11 protein-coding genes and 1 pseudogene are annotated in these 17499 nt (G+C 48.4%); 9 read left to right on the top strand and 3 right to left on the bottom strand.

From position 1 onward, the window contains the following. The first annotated feature begins 304 nt into the window (after positions 1-304). The 5 genes and pseudogenes from BST96_RS13795 to BST96_RS13815 all read left to right on the top strand — a co-directional run bounded on the left by BST96_RS13795 (position 305) and on the right by BST96_RS13815 (position 8181). The gene (locus BST96_RS13795) at positions 305-3037 is read left to right on the top strand and encodes a TonB-dependent receptor (protein WP_085759265.1); all 2733 of its coding nucleotides are present in this window, start codon (positions 305-307) and stop codon (positions 3035-3037) included. Positions 3038-3179: 142 nt separating this feature from the next. Beyond that, positions 3180-4076 carry an N-acetylglucosamine kinase gene (gene nagK / locus BST96_RS13800; protein WP_085759266.1) on the top strand — a complete coding sequence of 299 codons (897 nt, stop codon included), beginning with the start codon at positions 3180-3182 and terminating at the stop codon, positions 4074-4076. A 47-nt stretch (positions 4077-4123) separates the two neighbouring features. After that, positions 4124-5817 (top strand): annotated as a pseudogene (locus BST96_RS13805) (beta-N-acetylhexosaminidase); the annotation flags it as partial. A gap of 48 nt (positions 5818-5865) precedes the next feature. Next, the gene (locus BST96_RS21045; RefSeq protein WP_240554945.1) at positions 5866-6321 is read left to right on the top strand and encodes a discoidin domain-containing protein; all 456 of its coding nucleotides are present in this window, start codon (positions 5866-5868) and stop codon (positions 6319-6321) included. 24 nt (positions 6322-6345) lie between these two features. Beyond that, the gene (locus BST96_RS13815; protein WP_085759269.1) at positions 6346-8181 is read left to right on the top strand and encodes a sodium:solute symporter family protein; all 1836 of its coding nucleotides are present in this window, start codon (positions 6346-6348) and stop codon (positions 8179-8181) included. A gap of 2 nt (positions 8182-8183) precedes the next feature. On the opposite strand, the gene nagB is transcribed toward BST96_RS13815, so the two are convergent. The 3 genes from nagB to BST96_RS13830 form a co-directional block, all read right to left on the bottom strand. After that, positions 8184-8975: a glucosamine-6-phosphate deaminase gene (gene nagB / locus BST96_RS13820; RefSeq protein ID WP_085759270.1), complete on the bottom strand. Its 792-nt coding sequence runs from the start codon at positions 8973-8975 to the stop codon at positions 8184-8186. Then, a complete protein-coding gene (gene nagA / locus BST96_RS13825; RefSeq protein WP_240554802.1) occupies positions 8972-10135 on the bottom strand; it encodes an N-acetylglucosamine-6-phosphate deacetylase in 1164 nt (387 codons plus the stop codon). The genes nagB and nagA overlap by 4 nt, the downstream gene beginning before the upstream one ends. Before the next feature lie 141 nt (positions 10136-10276). Next, entirely contained in the window at positions 10277-11290 is a 1014-nt protein-coding gene (locus tag BST96_RS13830) for a LacI family DNA-binding transcriptional regulator (protein ID WP_085759272.1), read from the bottom strand. Positions 11291-11598: 308 nt separating this feature from the next. Between BST96_RS13830 and pgi the strand changes: the two genes are divergently transcribed. The 4 genes from pgi (at position 11599) to pgl (ending at position 17491) form a co-directional block, all read left to right on the top strand. Further along, positions 11599-13221 (top strand): glucose-6-phosphate isomerase, encoded by a 1623-nt coding sequence (gene pgi / locus BST96_RS13835; RefSeq protein ID WP_085759273.1) that lies wholly within the window; start codon positions 11599-11601, stop codon positions 13219-13221. 226 nt (positions 13222-13447) lie between these two features. Continuing rightward, positions 13448-15262 carry a phosphogluconate dehydratase gene (gene edd, locus BST96_RS13840; RefSeq protein WP_085759274.1) on the top strand — a complete coding sequence of 605 codons (1815 nt, stop codon included), beginning with the start codon at positions 13448-13450 and terminating at the stop codon, positions 15260-15262. A 43-nt stretch (positions 15263-15305) separates the two neighbouring features. Continuing rightward, positions 15306-16778 carry a glucose-6-phosphate dehydrogenase gene (gene zwf, locus BST96_RS13845; RefSeq protein WP_085759275.1) on the top strand — a complete coding sequence of 491 codons (1473 nt, stop codon included), beginning with the start codon at positions 15306-15308 and terminating at the stop codon, positions 16776-16778. Positions 16779-16780: 2 nt separating this feature from the next. After that, on the top strand, positions 16781-17491 hold the full coding sequence (pgl, locus tag BST96_RS13850) for a 6-phosphogluconolactonase (RefSeq protein ID WP_085759276.1): 711 nt from the start codon (positions 16781-16783) through the stop codon (positions 17489-17491). Positions 17492-17499: the final 8 nt, after the last annotated feature.

Below are 17499 nucleotides of genomic sequence, written 5' to 3' on the forward strand. Positions count from 1 at the left end.
GTTAAAAGGCCACTGTTTTTTTTCGTTGCTGTAAATTCCTTAGCTATTGTTTTTCAAAACATTTTCCAGTTATTCCCTATGGGCTGCCTGTCGCGGCCAACAAGAGATTTAAAATATTGTTTGACAACGCTGTCATTTCTAATTAGTGTGCATCCATGACAGCGCTGTCAGCATTTGGCTGATAGAGGGGGTTACTTTCATCCTTTACTCGTTAGAGGTAGAGATGGGTAGTGATTATGGCTGGCCTGGCAACACATATCATCGTGATATGACATAACTAAATAAATAAAGAGGGGGTACGAAAGTGTCCAAGTTAAGAGAAGCAATTCGCAATGCGAACCGCGCTAAATCTGCTTTAGTTGGTGGTTCATTAAGCGCTCTGATGGTAATGACAATGGCCGGTGCAGCCAATGCACAGCAAGGGCCTGAACTGGAAGAGGTTGTGGTTACCGGTATTAAAGGTAGCTTAAAAAAATCCATCGATACCAAGCGCTTCGCCGATTCTATTGTCGATGCCATCAGTGCTGAAGATATCGGCAAATTCCCTGATAAAAACGTAGCGGACTCACTGGCCCGTATTACCGGTGTATCGGTAACCCGTGGTTTTGGTGAAGGTGAAAAAATTGCGGTACGTGGTACTTCTCCTGAGCAGAACCGTACCTTATTAAATGGTTCCGCTGTGGCTTCCGCCGATTGGTTTGTTTTAGATAATCCTTCTCGCGCGTTTAACTACACATTATTACCCTCTACGGTTGTCTCTTCTCTGGAAGTGTACAAATCACCCCAGGCCGATATTCAGGAAGGTTCTTTAGGGGGTACGGTTTATTTACGTACTCGCCGTCCTCTGGAAATGGATGCCAATAGCGGCTCTATCCAACTACAAAGCAGCTACAGTGAGAACTCTGAAGAGTGGGATCCACTGCTGTCGGCCATGTACTCCTGGAAAAACGATGCCGAAACCTTTGGTTTGATGGTGTCAGCAACCAAGCAGGAGCGTACCGTCCAGCGTGAAGGTACTGAGGTATTAGGTTGGGAGCAGCAATCTGTTGCCGGTCAGGATCTCTGGGCGCCGCGTGCTATCGGTGATGCGCACTTTGTACAGGAGCGTGACCGTGAAACCTTTTTGGTCACCGCGCAGTGGGCTCCTGACGATAAGCAAAATTTAGTGGTGAATTATCTGGACTCTGAATTAGAAGCCAATAACTCCAACTACAACAACTATGTTTGGATTAAAGACCAGTTAGGTCAGGGCGTTACCATCAATAACGCTACTATCAAAAACGGCGCTGCTACCGGTGGCGAAGTGTCTGGTAACTATGCAGAATACAATCTGATTGACCGAGTTTCTTCCAGTGATACTGAGTCTTTTGATATTGATTATACCTATGCGGCTGACAGCTTTATCTTTACAGCCAAGCTGGGTACAACAGAAGCTGAAGGCGGTACCGAGTCTGATAAGCAGTACTACTTTGACCGTATTCTGGATGGCTCTACCTACAACGGCCTGAACTTTACCCCTTTCTATGAAGATGGCGTTGACCTGACGGATGGCGGCGTTGAAACCAATGAAGTATTGGTAACGCGTGGTGTGGGTTATATTCAGGAAAACGTTCGCATCATGAAGGACGAAGAAGACTATATGGGCTTCGACTTTGAATTCCCTCAGGAAGGCGGTTTATTTACAGCCTTTAAAGTCGGTTTTTACTACCGTGACCACGATAAGTCACAGGATACCAACGGTAACCGTTTCCACTGGTTGGCTGATTCACAGCACGCTGATGGTACTACCGCCTATGGTGAAAATGTTGACCTGAGTGATCGCTGGTTATATGGCGCACAGGACTTTGGTACTTTGGCTGATTATGCCAGAAGTGGCGATGCCCCTTACCCGCTAATGAATATCAGCAAAGCACAGGCGGCTATTTTCCCGGCTGAAGCTTATGCCTTCCCGGCGACTAACTTTATTTTCTTGCCAGAAACCTGGGATGTTAATGAAGAAATTATGTCGACTTACTTTAAGGCCGATTTCGAAGATGGCGCGGTTCGAGGCAATATGGGTGTGCGCGTTGTGCAAACCGATGTTGAGTCTACCGGTTATAACTGGAACGGCGATTGGGTAGCGGCGTCTATCAACCAGATTGGCGATTACAGCTTGTTGGCTTCTGCCGTACAGGGTGAGTCGGGTTACGATTATGACGTTCGTAAAGAAACCATTGAGCATGACTACACCGAAGTATTGCCCAATGTGAATATTGCTTTTGATGTAGCGGAAGATGCTCTGATTAGATTGTCGGCGGCCCGTGTTATGGCGCGCCCTGATTACATCACCATTGCCAACCAGGAAGGGGCTAACCTGGATACCGGTTCCGGTAGCCGTGGTAACCCTGAGCTAGACCCTGAAACAGCTAACCAGTTTGATGTGGCTTACGAGTGGTACTTTGATGAGCAGGCATTGTTATCTGCTACCTGGTTCTACAAAGATATCCAGGGCTCCATTATTAACACCATTACTACGGAAAGCCGTTTTAACTCCAAGCTTAACCAGTTTGTTGATGTTGATTTTGCCAACCCTGAAAATGGCCGTGGTGCAGAAGTTTCCGGTATGGAAATTGGTTACCAGCAGACCTTCGGTGACTTCGGTATTTTAGCTAACTACACCTATACCGATGCCGATAGCCTGGATGACCGTGATGAGCTTAACAACCCGGGTTCTGGTCGTGTTAAAGGTGTTTCTGATCACTTGTTTAACGTGAGCGGCTACTACGAGAACAGCTTGGTCAGCGCTCGTCTGTCTTATAACTACCGTACTCAGTACTACGATGGTTTAAGTGAGTTTGGCTCTGAGTTGTATATCGATGACTACGGTCAGTGGGATATGAGTGTAACCGTTGCCGCTACTGACAACATTGATGTGATCTTCGAAGGTATCAATATCACCGATGAAGACCTTGAGTACTACCATATCGATGAAAGCCGTGCGTCACGTATCTACAGCAATGGCCCACGTTATGTGGTTGGTGTTAACTACAACTTCTAAAGTTTTAGCGGCCAGGGACTGGCCAATATTCTGGTTATTAAATGCGTCAGCATTTCATCCAGTGTCTCCCCCCCTGGGCTGGTGTGCGAAAGCCACCAGCCTTTTTTATAAATCATCGTTTTTTGGCAGGTTAAGTTAAGCAATGAACACAGTGTTAAATAGCAAGCCAATCCTCTATCTGGGTATTGATGGTGGTGGCAGCAAGTGCAAGGCCAGAGTGACTGATGAACATCATCAGGTTCTGGGCACCGCCGTTGCCGGGCCAGCTAATGCGTCTAATAATTTTGACTTGTCGCTAGCTTCTATTACCGAGTCTGCCGAAATGGCAATGGTCGATGCAGGTTTTAAAAAAACGGACCTTGCCAATGTTATCGCTGGTATCGGTCTGGCGGGTGTTAATCTCCCCGGCGCCTATAAAGCGATGAGTGAATGGCAGCACCCCTTTGCCAGAATGTTTTTAACCACCGACTTGCATATCGCCTGTCTTGGCGCACACGGTGGTGAGCAGGGGGCTGTAATTATTGCGGGAACAGGTTCCTGCGGGTGTTTATATACCGATAACAAAACCGCTATTTATGGTGGCCATGGTTTTCCCTATGGTGACAAAGGCAGCGGTGCCTGGATGGGTTTGCAAGCACTGCAAACCATCTTATTAGCGGGTGATGGCTTAGTAGAGCCTACACTACTCACAGAAAAAATAGAGCGGCAGCTCAATGCCAGTGGCCTCAGCATGGTAGAGACCATGGTGGGTGCATCCCCCAGGCAGTATGGCAAATTGGCACCGCTGGTGCTGGAAGCCGCACAGCAGGGCGATGCAGCGGCGACTGCGATTATCAAAGATGGTGCCAGTTATATTAGTGCGATGGCGCGCAAGCTACTGGATGATAAGCCCGCACGCTTCTCAATGCTGGGCGGACTAAGCGAAAAGCTTATCCCCTGGATGGATGATGATATTATCCCCCAGATATCGGCGCCGCTGGATCAGCCCGATGCAGGGGCTATCTATTTTGCTGAGAGCTCGCTAAAGGCGCAGCAGTAAAACGCTGCATAGACAGTCAACCACAGTTAACAAAAGGTAAGGTAACTATGTCCGGACGTTGTTCCAGCATTAAACTGATTCCCCGGCCTGTGGCGTTGCTGGAGCATAAGGGCAGTTTATCGCTTGGGCCAACCATAGGCTTGGTTGGCAATGATAAGAGCCTGACAGAGTTACTGGACTATACAGCCACCGAAGTATTTCAGACGCTGGAGTGTGTTAGCTATGAGCAGCCGCCACAGGGCGTACACCTATCTTTACTGTTAGAAGCCACCACGACTGCCATTGAGTCCTATCACTTAGTCATAGATCAGGAAAAAATCCAAATTACGGCGGCTTCAATCACTGGATTATTTTGGGGCTTGCAAACACTGCGGCAACTGCTCTGGCACTATAAGCAGCAATTACCCCAGCTTACCATTAGCGATAAACCTCGCTTCCCCTACCGTGGTATGCACCTTGATGTAGGCCGACATTTTATGCCGGTGGAAGGTGTTAAGCGCTATATCGATTTAATCGCCCTGCATAAAATGAATACCTTCCATTGGCATTTAACCGATGACCAGGGCTGGCGTATAGCGATTAATGCCTACCCCAAATTAACTGAAGTAGGTGCCTGGCGAGAACAAACCGTAGTGGGGCATACCTCTAATGCCGACCCGCAGAGCGATGGCAAAGCCCATGGTGGTTTTTATAGCCAGCAACAGATTAAAGACGTGGTGGCCTATGCCGCGGCAAGGCAGATAACGGTTATACCTGAAATCGATGTACCCGGTCATGCCTCCGCCATATTAGCGGCCTACCCTGAGTTTGCCTGCGGCGAAAAAGACACCTATGTACAGGGCCGCTTTGGTATCTTTACCGAGGTGCTTTGTAATAAAGAAGCCGTGTTTGAATTTCTTACCGTAGTATTGGCAGAGATCGCAGCACTATTTCCCAGTGAGCATATCCATATCGGTGGCGATGAAGTTAAGAAAGTGCAGTGGCAAGCCTGTGACTGCTGTAATGATATTATGCAGCAGATACACGCCAGCGATTATAATGCCCTGCATAGTTATTTTGTTAAGCGCGTGCAAGCCATTGCCGAAGGCTTGAATAAAAAAATTATTGGCTGGGATGAGTTATTGGATGGGGGGTCGATAGCAGCACCACCATTATGTCATGGCGGGGTATTGATGGCGGCAGGCAGGCGGCGATCAAAGGCCATTCGGTTATAATGACGCCGGTAGATGCCCTGTATTTTGATTTTTACCAGTCCACCTCATTAGATGAGCCGCTGGCGATTCACGGCTTAACGCCCTTGCAGCAGGTGTATCACTATGAGCCGGTACCCGATGGGCTAAGCCCACAGCAGCAAGCCAATATACTCGGCGCTCAGGGCAATGTCTGGACGGAATATATGCCAGACACGCAAGCCGTAGAAAGAATGGCATTGCCACGAATGACGGCATTGGCGGAAGTGCTGTGGACGGATGCCGCTGAAAAAGACTTTGCGTCGTTTATCTGTCGCCTTCCAACGATGGTTTCTTATTTGGAGTCACTCGGTTATACCGTAGCGGATAGCTATAAAAAAGTGACCGCTACAGCGCAAGTACAGGCTGATACGGTGCATGTGCTATTGGCTACAGAAAATAGCGCCAGTACTATTTTCTATACCCTTGATGGCAGCATGCCAGACCAAACATCACAGCCTTATACGGCCCCCATTATCTGCCGACAGCCAACGACAATTCGTGCTGTAGCGCAAAACCGTGCAGATGGTCAGTGTTATGGTGATGAGCGTATTACCGTAATGCCCCATAAAGCGTTGGCAAAACCACTAACTGTTTCTAGTGCTATTGAGAAGCCAGAATTACTGCTCAATGGCGTTATTGCCACTGACCGTATTTTTCAATTTCATGAATGGACAGAAATTACTGAGCAAGGTTTGCTAGCGACAATAGATTTAGAAGATCAGCTAAAACTTTCGCAAGTGCAGCTGGGTTATCAGGCGGGTCAATACCGACGCTTGTACCTGCCGAGCGCTATCACCGTGGCTGTTTCTAAAGACGGTGATGATTGGCAAACGGTCGCCGAAGCAGGGCAGGCAACGATTAAAGAGAGCGCGCCACGCATTACGCTGGATTTTAAGGCCGTGACGGCCCGTTATATACGTTTCACTTTAGAAAATACTCATCGGGCCTATAGCGAAGAAGACCGAGCCATTATCGCTATGCCTGTCTATATCGATGAACTTGTGGTTTATTGATAACAATAATAGAGCAATTTGAGCATGAAATTAGCAACCATCGACATCGTTATTATTCTGGGTTTTATCGCCGCAACGCTGGCGCTGGGGTTTTATTTATCCGCCCGTGCCAGCAAAAATATGCAGAGCTATTTTCTGGCGGGTAATGATATCCCCTGGTACTACCTGGGCCTTTCTAACGCCTCTGGTATGTTTGATGTGTCCGGGACGATGATCGCGGTGGCCTGGTTGTTTGTATACGGTATTAAGAGTGCGTGGATTCCGTGGTTGTGGCCGGTCTGGAACCAGATTTTTATGATGGTTTTTCTGGCAGTCTGGATGCGTCGATCCAATGTGCTGACCGGTGCCGAGTGGATTACTTTCCGTTTTGGCGAGTCACTGGGTAGCCGTCTATCCCATATCGCGACGGTGATTTTTGCGGTGGTGATTGTGATTGCCTTTATGGCGTATTTTGTGGAAGGTATCGGCAAATTTTCCGCGCAGTTTTTACCCTGGGATATCAGCTTTACCGTAGCGGGTATCAGTATCAGCAATGAAGATAGTTATGCGCTGGCGATTATTGCTATCACTACGCTCTATACCTTAAAAGGCGGCTTTTACAGTGTGGTCGGCACCGAGGTGTTGCAGTTTTTTATTATGACCATTGCCTGCTTGATTGTCGGCTATATCGCATTGTTTTCTACCACGGCGGAACAAATACAAGCCGCCGTTCCCGCCGGTTGGGATAGTTTATGGTTTGGTTGGGAGCTGGGGCTGGATTGGTCTGAACTAATGCCTGCCGCTGACCAGCGGATAGAAGACGATGGCTATGGTCTGTTTGGTTTTCTATTTATGCTTATGATCTTTAAAGGTATTTTTGCCAGTTTGGCGGGCCCGGTTCCCAGCTATGATATGCAGCGGGTTCTAGGTACTCGCACGCCTTCAGAAGCGGCAAAAATGTTTGGCTTAACTCCCATTGTTTTATCCTTTCCGCGTTACTTTATGATTGCCGGGATTACTGTTTTGGCGCTGGTCTATATGGACCCGGCGCAGTTACAAAGTGGTGATGGCCGTTTGGACTTTGAGCAGGTGCTGCCCTATGCCATCAGTGAATATGTTGGGCCGGGCTTTAGAGGTTTATTGCTGGCGGGTTTAATCGCCGCCTTTATGTCGACCTTTGCCGCTTTTATTAATGCGGGCTCTGCCTATGTCGTTAATGATATCTACCGCAAATATATTAATGATCAGGCGGACGATAAAACCTATTTGCGCCTAAGCTATATCGTTACTGCCAGCATTGTGGTGATCGGCGTTAGCTTCGGTTTGGCCGGTGGTAATATTCAGGCCCGCACCGATTGGATTGTCGGATTATTATATGGCAGCTATGTCGCCTCCAATATGCTGAAGTGGATTTGGTGGCGCTTTAATGGTTATGGATTCTTTTTTGGTATGGTCAGTGGCATGGTCGGTGTTGCGATTATTCCGCCCTTGCTGGAGTCTATGGGCTTTCAGTTACTGGCCATTGAGCAATTCCCACTGCTATTTGCTTTTGCTTTATTCGGTAGTCTGGCCGGTTGCTTGCTTACCCCTGCGGAGCCGGAAGAGGTACTGAAAAAATTCTACCGGCAAACGCGGCCATGGGGTTTTTGGAAACCCATTGCCGATAAAGTGCTGGCCGAAGAGCCTGACTTTACAGTGAATAAAGATTTTAACCGGGATATGTTTAATATCGTGGTGGGTATTATCTGGCAAATGACACTGGTGATTATCCCTATCTTCCTGGTGATTCGCGGCTATACCGGCATGATGGTCAGCATAGCGGTGTTTGCGCTTTGTACCTTCCTATTGAAGAAGTACTGGTGGGATAGACTGGAAGACTAGGGCTAGCGACCCAGGCGCTTTAACAGGGCCTGGTTTTCCCGCTCGATATGTTTATAAAATTCAATATCACGGAGCTGGGTTGCTGCGGCATCATCAATAATCAGCGTGGTCGATAGATGCATTTGCAGGGCAGAAGCAGGGCATGAGGCTGACAAAGGGCCTTCAACCGTTGCTTTAATCGCTTCCGCTTTTGATGCCCCCGTCGCCAATAAAATCACATGCTTTGATTCCATAATAGTGCCAATACCCATGGTAATCGAGAGGTGAGGCTGGTATTCATCCGCGGAAAAAAATCGCGCATTATCATCAATGGTCGCCTGCGTCAGTGTTTTTACTCGGGTTCTTGAGGCCAGACAGGAAGAGGGTTCATTAAAACCCACATGACCATTGCGACCAATACCCAATAGCTGAATATCAATACCGCCTTTGGCTTTAATCAGTTGCTCGTAGTTATTACCAGCACTCAATGGGTCTTCTGCGGCGCCATCGGGCACATGGGTATTATCGATATTAATATCAATATGACGAAATAGATTGTCATTCATAAAGTGGCGATAACTTTGTGGGTGATCGCCGGCCAGCCCTAAATATTCATCCAGGTTAAAGGTAGACACTTCTTTAAAAGAAATCTCCCGGTTTTTATTAGCGCTGATCAGCTGCTGATAGAGAGCCAGCGGGGTAGAGCCTGTAGCCAATCCCAATACCGAGTCGGGTTTGCTTTTTAGCTGGCTTTTAAACATTTCAGTGCCATAGGCTGCAACGGCTTCAGGGTTTTCCAGAATAACAACTTTCATGAGTGACTAACCTCGGTATGTTGCAGGCGAGCGCCTTCAAGCCATGTACTACAGACCGTAAGCGCATCAGTAAAGTGGACCAGATTGGCTGCATACCCCGGTTTAATTCGGCCGCAGCTTTGCTCAAGATTAAAAAATTGCGCGGGGTATAACGAGGCCATTCGCAGGCATTCTTCAAGCTCTAAACCGACCTCGCGATGGCTTATTCTAACGGCATCCATTAAGCCAATAGCACTGCCCGCTAATTTGCCTTCACTATTTTTCAGGCAGCCATCCTGTTCATAAATAGTTTCACCATAGAGCTCAAAGGTTTTTTCTGGGCTGCCTATGGTCGCCATAGCATCAGAAACTAAATAGAGTTTGCCTGCCGCTTTGGCTTTGTGAGCGACTAATACGCTGTTGGCATGAACATGATGACCATCAACAATAATACCGCAGTAGCTAGGCTTATCAGCCAGTGCGGTACCGACCACGCCGGGCTCGCGGCTGGCCATGGGGCGCATGGCATTAAATAAATGGGTAAAGCCTTGCAGGCCTTCGGCCAACGCCGCTTCGACCTCGCTACCGGTAGCATTGGTATGGCCAGCGCAGACGACAATGCCAGCTTCTGTTAGTGTTTTAATCTGCCCCGGCTGGGTTTGCTCGGGAGCCAGCGTTAGCATCATAGGGATATCAGCATTGCTGCATAGCCAGTCAATATCGGCGGCGGTTAACGGGCGTATTTGCTCTTTGCTATGCACGCCCCGGCGTTCAGGATTAAAAAACGGCCCTTCAATATGTATCCCCAGAATACCGGGGGTGGCGGCTTTAATCAGTGTTCTGGCAGCATCAATACCTTGATCCAGTGTTGCCAGAGTATCGCTGACCAGCGTTGGCAAGATTGCTGTTACCCCTTTGCTGCGATGGGCATTCAGCATAGTGAGCAGGGTTTCTGGCTGGGTGGCATTATTTAATAAAACACCGCCACCGCCGTTAACTTGCAGGTCAATAAAACCCGGTGCCACGATACCACCGTCTAATTGAATATGGGGCAGGCTGGTATCGGCCTCGGCGATAGGCACAATGGCCTCTACCACTGAGCCATTTAGCACAATAGCCTGTTCGCTTAGCAGCTTGTCACCGTCAAATATTCTGGCGCCGGAGATCAGTTGTTTCATCATTTTATCTTAGACCTTATTGGGGTTCAGCGTATAGGGCTGAACTCGCGCCACCTTTAATAGAAGTGACAGCGCTGTCATTTTGGTTGAGATAGGCAAAAAAGTAAAGGTCTAAATCGCGATAAAAAGGCCGTTTGGCGCAGCTTAATTGGCTTCTGTGGACTCCCGAATAATCAGCTGCGGGGTAAAGATCGCGTCTTCGCTGTCGTCACTCTGGTTACGGGTGGCTTTTATCAGCAAATTGGCGGCGCTCTGGGCAATGGTTGAGGTTGGCTGTTCTGCCGTAGTCAGCTTGGGCCAGGTTTGACGGGAGAAGGGGCTATCTTCAAAGCCGGTAATCGCTAATTGGCTGGGGATCGCTATATTCATTAGTCGGGCAGCAAACAGGGCGCCCGCTGCAATTTCATCGTTAGAGGCGAAAATCGCGGTGGGCTTGTTTTCTTTGGCGAGTAACTTCTGTGCCCCTTTAACGCCGGATTCAAAAGAGTATTCACCGGCCAATATGAGGGAGCGGTTAATCTTAATACCATTTTTCTTCAGTGCAGCTTTATAACCCATCAAGCGTTCCTGACTGGAGTTATGCTCTTTATCACCGCATAAAAAGCCAATATCCTGGTGACCCGAAGCAATCAAGTGCTCGGTAATAGCAAAGGCGGCCTGATGGTCATCGATAAAAACACAGGGTGAACGGTCATCGCTGGGGCCGGCGCCGGAAAGAATGCGAACAAACTTAACATCCAGTTTTTCCAGTGTAGAAATGACCGAAGGCATTTCAGAAAAGGGCGGTGTAAGAATCAGGCCCGACACCCGTGAGCGTTTAATCATTGCCGTTAGCTCGGCATCAATATCCTGAGATTTGGCATTGCAGGGGTGAATTAATAATTCAAAGCCTTCTTCATTACAGGCGGACAAAATGCCGTTTTGCATATCAATAATATAATAGGCATTGGGGTTGTCATAGATAAAGGCGAGGGCATAGGACTTGGTGCCAGCAAGGTTACGGGCAGCGGCATTGGGTTGGTAGTTAAGGGCTTTAACCGCTTCCAGAACCTTTTCCTGAGTAGGCTTTCGGACCGAGGGTTCATTGTTCATCACTCGGGAAACGGTTTTAATCGAAACACCGGCGCGTTCCGCTACATCATTGATCGTTGCTCTCACTACCTTTCTCTTCCTTAACCTTATTGTTGTTGAGTGGCCGCATAGTCGCTAAAACAGTCGATACTCAAGCGCTGACTATACCGTTTCAAACGGGCAATTAATATCCCTGGTTTTATTTCTGCTTTCACTGCCGGTTATTGCGTGACTAGAATAAATTTGACAGCGCTGTCATTTGTTCTTAGTATGAGTCCACTTACTGCTTATTGCAAGTTTAGCCATAAGCAGAATCTATCTAACGATACATCTAAATATTCATATAGCTATTATAACTGCAAGTATAACTACAAGAACCTGGGGCTGGGGTTTACATGAGTCGTAAAACGCTAAAGAGTTGGCAGCAGCTTGCAGCAGAGGCCGCTGCAATGGACGACCTGCAGATCAATCAGTTGTTTGCTGATAGTTCCAGCCGCTTTGAAGACTATCACCTTAGCCATTGCGGTATTTTATTCGACTACTCAAAAAACCGAATCACCGATAGCGTTAAGGCCGCTTTGCTGGAGCTGGCCAGTGAGTGCAACGTAGCGCAGTGGCGAGATGCCATGTTTGCCGGGGATGCAATAAATCACACCGAGAATAGAGCGGTATTACATACGGCGCTGCGCAGCCATCGTTGCCCTGATGCCGCCGTCAATCAACAGGTTGCTCAGGAACTGGAACATATCAAACGCTTTTCCGAGCAGCTGCGTTCAGGCGAGCTAAGCGGCTATACCGGTAAACCGCTGCTGGATATTGTTTGTCTTGGCGTCGGGGGGTCTAATCTTGGGCCGCAAATGGTAACCGAGGCCTTACTTAAAAAGCCGGAAGACACGGTTAACCTGCATTATATTTCCACCGTGGATAGTGTGCCTTTAGAACAATTGCTGGTGACGCTAAATCCTGAAACCACGTTATTTATCGTTTCGTCGAAAACATTTACCACCACGGAAACCACCTTAAATGCAGCCGCTGCCAAGCGTTGGCTATTAAGTCAGGCGCCAGCAACTGCTCTGGCACAACACTTTGTTGCCATCACCGTAGATACCGCCAGAGCGCAGGCTTTTGGTATTGCGCCCGCTTACTGCTTTAAAATTTGGGACTGGGTTGGCGGGCGTTTTTCACTGTGGTCTGCCATTGGTTTGCCTATTGCTATTGGTCGGGGTTATCAGGCTTTTGCATCACTATTAGCCGGAGCCGCAGCTATGGACGAGCATTTTGCCAGCACTGATCTCGACCAGAATATGCCGGTTATGATGGCTCTGGTTGGTATTTGGAATACCACCTTCCTGAATATCAATACCCTCGCCATTCTGCCCTATGACCAGAGCCTGGCCCAGCTACCGGCCTATTTGCAGCAGGCTGAAATGGAGAGTAATGGTAAGTCGGTGAATTGGCAGGGTGAAGTGATTGACTATAAAACCTGCCCGGTGCTATGGGGCCAGACTGGTATTAATGGTCAGCATGCCTTCTACCAGTTATTGCATCAGGGTACTCACGATGTAGCGGCTGATTTTATCGCCTCGGCAATTAGTTGCGGTGAGACGGCATTGCATCATCAAACCTTAATCGCTAACTGTTTTGCTCAATCTCAGGCATTAATGAATGGTGTTAGTGCTGCTGAAGTTAAGGCTGATCTGGTTGCAACGGGTGGCAGTGCTGAAACAACCGAAAGGCTGGCGCCACATAAAGTTCATCCCGGTAACCGTCCCAGCAATACGCTGGTGCTCAATACATTGGATGCCTATCACCTCGGCGCAGTCATTGCGTTGTATGAACATAAAATTTTTGTGCAGGGTGTTATCTGGGAAATTTATTCCTTTGATCAGTGGGGCGTGCAGTTGGGTAAGTTACTGGCCGCCAATATGCTGGAAGATGTACAGTCGAAGCAGCCCGTTAAGCAGTACGATAGCTCCACCAATGGGCTGCTGAATTATTTAAAATCGGTCAGTATGTAAGGCCATTGTTTTGTGTGTTTCTGAGAGCAATTCCTGTCGCTCTCATATTATCCGGCCTCGGATGCCCTCCCTAAGTGATTAGGGAGGATTTTTTCGACTCCCCGGCTAATAGTTTTAGGATTTAAGTGTGAATTAAAGGTCTATAGTCATAATTGCACACGTTGCTTATTTATAGTCAGATATTCACGCAAAAACGTGTCGGGTCAGATAACAAAGGGTTATAGCTATGGTTAATCAAACAGTCGCTAAGGTTACCGAGCGTATTATCGAGCGCAGCCGTGCCAGCCGCGGCGACTACCTCAGTAAAGTGACCGCCGCCAGCCAGCAAGGTGTTTCCCGGGCCCGGCTCTCCTGCGGCAATATTGCCCATGCCTATGCGGCTTCCGAGCAGCAGGATAAATCGGTATTGGCGGTCGACCGCTCCGCTAATCTAGCCATCGTTTCTTCCTATAACGATATGTTATCGGCGCACCAGCCGTTTAAGGATTACCCTGACATTATCAAACAGGCGGCTCGGGAGGCGGGTGCGGTGGCACAGGTGGCAGGTGGTGTGCCCGCTATGTGTGATGGTGTCACTCAGGGCCGCGACGGTATGGAATTATCGCTGTTTAGTCGTGACCTGATTGCCATGGCCACCGGTGTGGCGCTTTCTCACGATATGTTTGATGGTGTGGTCTGTCTGGGTGTCTGTGACAAAATTGTGCCGGGCATGTTAATAGGAGCTTTGGCGTTTGGGCATTTGCCGACCGTTTTTGTGCCAGCAGGGCCCATGCTAAGCGGACTGTCTAATAGCGAGAAAGTCAAAGTCAGGCAGCTCTATGCTGAGGGTAAAGTCGGGCGCAAAGAATTACTGGAGGCTGAAAGTCAGTCTTATCACAGTGCGGGTACTTGCACCTTTTATGGAACCGCTAATAGTAATCAAATGCTGATGGAAATAATGGGTTTGCACCTGCCTGGCAGTTCTTTTGTTAATCCGGGAACACCGCTAAGGGAAATGCTGACCCGGGCTGCGGTTAAACAACTGGCGGAGTTAAGCCCTTTATCTCCCAACTATACACCGCTGGCCAGCATTATCGATGAGCGCAGTTTGGTCAATGGTATCGTTGGCTTGTTAGCCACTGGTGGCTCGACCAATCATACTATTCATATTATTGCGATTGCCCGTGCTGCGGGGGTGATTATTGATTGGCAGGATATGGCGGAGCTGTCTGAGGTCGTCCCTTTACTGTGCCGTATTTATCCCAATGGTCAGGCGGATGTTAATCACTTCCAGGCGGCCGGTGGTATGTCTCTATTGATCAGGGAGCTGTTATCCCAAGGCTTATTACATAATGAGGTCAATACGATTTTAGGCGAGGGTGGCTTACAGCGTTACTGCGACGAACCTTTTCTTAGTACTGATCAAGGTGAGACCAGCATTGAATGGCGGGATGGTCCTAAAGAAAGTCTAGACAAGGATGTACTTGGCAGTTGTACAAAACCCTTTAGCGAAGAGGGTGGCTTAAAACTGCTAAGCGGTAATTTAGGTCGCTCAGTGATTAAAATCTCTGCGGTAAAACCGGAGCATAGAGCAGTGACGGCGCCAGCCATTATTTTTGAACATCAGGACGAAATCAACGTTAAATTTGATGCCGGTGAGTTGGAGCGGGATTTTATTGCTGTGGTACGTTTTCAGGGCCCCAAAGCCAATGGTATGCCAGAGCTGCATAAGCTCACACCGATATTGGGTATCCTGCAAGACCGAGGCTTTAAAGTCGCATTGGTCACCGATGGGCGTATGTCCGGTGCCTCCGGTAAAGTACCGGCAGCGATTCATCTTTCCCCTGAAGCTTTAGATCAAGGTCCCATAGCCCGCTTACGTGATGGCGATATCATTGAGCTTAATGCCAATACCGGCGTATTAAATCTAGCCGACCCATCGTTTTTATCCCGTGAAGTGGCCATGGCCGCGGATAAGGTCACGGTAGGTATGGGGCGGGAATTATTTGCAGGCTTTAGAGCGCAGGTGGGCAGTGCCGAAGATGGCGCATCCGTCTTTTAAGCCAATCCCAAAACTTTAGTGTTAGCAGAAAAAGAGAATAGCTATGGCAGAGCCCTTTGATATTGTGATTTTTGGTGGTACCGGTGACCTGACCTTAAGGAAGCTAATCCCTGCCTTATACCGTGCCTTTCGTGAAAACCAGTTAGTGGAAGGGACGCGGGTTATCGCCAGTTGTCGCAGCCAGCAAGATATTGATAGTTATCTTGATACGGCAGCCCTGGCCTTGCAGCAGCATTTATCCCCGGAAGAATTTAGTGTGCCGGAGTGGGAGCAATTTAAAAGCTATCTGCATCCGGTGATGCTGGATATCGCCGTAGACGATGATCGCTGGCAGGCCTTACAGGTGCTAATGGATGCGGAGCCTGAAAAAGTGCGGGTATTTTACCTGGCAGTGCCCCCGGCTATTTTTGGTGTCACCTGTGAAAATTTATCCAGCGTTAACCTGATTACGACTAATAGCCGTTTGGTGGTAGAAAAACCACTGGGCTACGATGCAGGTTCTGCCGATGCGATTAATACCGAAATCGCCAACTATTTTGAAGAAGAAAATATTTATCGTATCGACCATTATCTGGGCAAAGAAACCGTGCAGAACTTAATGGCCTTACGTTTTACCAATCTTATTTTTGAGCAACTATGGAATGCCAAATCCATTGATCATGTGCAGATTAGTATTTCAGAAACCGTGGGGCTGGAAGGGCGTGCCGGTTTTTATAATGATGCCGGTGCACTGCGTGATATGGTGCAAAACCATTTGCTGCAATTGCTGTGTTTGGTGGCGATGGAGTCTCCCAATAAAGTGGATGCCAAAAGTATTCAGGCAGAAAAAATTAAAGTCTTGGAGGCCCTGCGCCCAATGCACGGCGAAGAGGTGATCAATAACACGGTGCGGGGCCAATATGTGGCGGGCAGTTATTTCGGCGAATTAGTACCGGGTTATCTGGAAGAATTAGAGTCGCCTACCAGTCAGACAGAAACCTTTGTTGCACTACGCGCCTATATCGATAATTGGCGCTGGGCACGGGTGCCCTTTTATTTGCGCACCGGCAAGCGAATGAAGTCACGCTGTGCAGAAATTGTGATTCAGTTTAAGGATGTACCGCACCGTGTTTATGATGACTCGGCTGGCCCGCTGGAACCCAATCGTCTGGTGATCCGCTTACAACCCGAAGAATCCATCCAGATGACTGTGATGTCAAAGAATCTGGAAAATATGGATATGCAGCTAAAACCTGCCACCCTTAACCTAAACTTCTCTGACACCTATACGCAGTTTCGCAGTGATGCTTATAAGCGCTTAATTTTGGATGCCGCCGCTGCCAATACCAGCTTATTTATTCACCGCGATGAAGTGGCTGCTGCCTGGAACTGGATTGATCCGATTATCGATTCATGGCAAAACAGCAAAGCCGTGCCCAATTTATACCGAGCCGGCACCTGGGGCCCCGATGAGTCTGATGAATTATTGGCGGAGGAAGGCCATCATTGGTTTAATTCGGGTGAGACTGAGACATAGTGATGGTTACTGAATATTTTTTTACCGATCGCGATAGCCTGTTTACGGCTTTAGTGTATGACTGCCAGAAAATCCTGACGGCCGCCATTGCTGAAAAACAATCAGCAACGTTTATGGTGTCCGGCGGTAGTACCCCACAACCCCTATACCAGCAACTGGCAAAACAGCAGCTGGATTGGCAGAAAATTCATATAGCACTGGTCGATGAGCGCTGGGTTGATTGTCATCATGCAGGCAGCAATGAAGCGTTTATTGCCAATAACCTGATGCGCGATCACGCTGCCGCCGCCCAATGGATTGCGATGAAAACAGCGGAGCAAACAGCGGCTTTAGGTCTTGCCAACTGCGAACAACGCTATCAAGAATTACCGCGTCCTTTTGACCTAACGGTTCTGGGTATGGGGCCTGATGGCCATACAGCGTCGTTATTTCCCGGTGCCCAGGGTTTGCAGCAGGCATTGGACATATCACACCAGCAACTCTGTACAGCGATAGAGGCCAAGCCCAGTGAGGTGACTGGAGAACTAACAGAGCGCATTAGCCTAAGTTTATTTGGCCTGCTGCAATCCAAACAGCTTCATCTGTTAATTACCGGCGAAGAAAAGTTGGCTGTTTATCGGCAGGCCTTGGCCAATAGGGATATTGGAAAAACACCGGTTAGTGCGGTATTGCAGCAGCAAACCATACCGGTCAAAGTCTACTGGGCGCCCTAATTAACTGA

This window comes from Oceanicoccus sagamiensis, assembly GCF_002117105.1.
GTDB lineage: Bacteria > Pseudomonadota > Gammaproteobacteria > Pseudomonadales > Dasaniaceae > Oceanicoccus > Oceanicoccus sagamiensis.

Coding starts and splice junctions, on each gene's coding strand:
- nagA (WP_240554802.1), bottom strand. CDS start 10,135: ATGATGAAACAACTGATCTCCGGCGCCAGAATATTTGACGGTGACAAG.
- pgi (WP_085759273.1), top strand. CDS start 11,599: ATGAGTCGTAAAACGCTAAAGAGTTGGCAGCAGCTTGCAGCAGAGGCC.
- pgl (WP_085759276.1), top strand. CDS start 16,781: ATGGTTACTGAATATTTTTTTACCGATCGCGATAGCCTGTTTACGGCT.
- edd (WP_085759274.1), top strand. CDS start 13,448: ATGGTTAATCAAACAGTCGCTAAGGTTACCGAGCGTATTATCGAGCGC.
- BST96_RS13815 (WP_085759269.1), top strand. CDS start 6,346: ATGAAATTAGCAACCATCGACATCGTTATTATTCTGGGTTTTATCGCC.
- BST96_RS21045 (WP_240554945.1), top strand. CDS start 5,866: ATGCCCCATAAAGCGTTGGCAAAACCACTAACTGTTTCTAGTGCTATT.
- nagB (WP_085759270.1), bottom strand. CDS start 8,975: ATGAAAGTTGTTATTCTGGAAAACCCTGAAGCCGTTGCAGCCTATGGC.
- zwf (WP_085759275.1), top strand. CDS start 15,306: ATGGCAGAGCCCTTTGATATTGTGATTTTTGGTGGTACCGGTGACCTG.
- nagK (WP_085759266.1), top strand. CDS start 3,180: ATGAACACAGTGTTAAATAGCAAGCCAATCCTCTATCTGGGTATTGAT.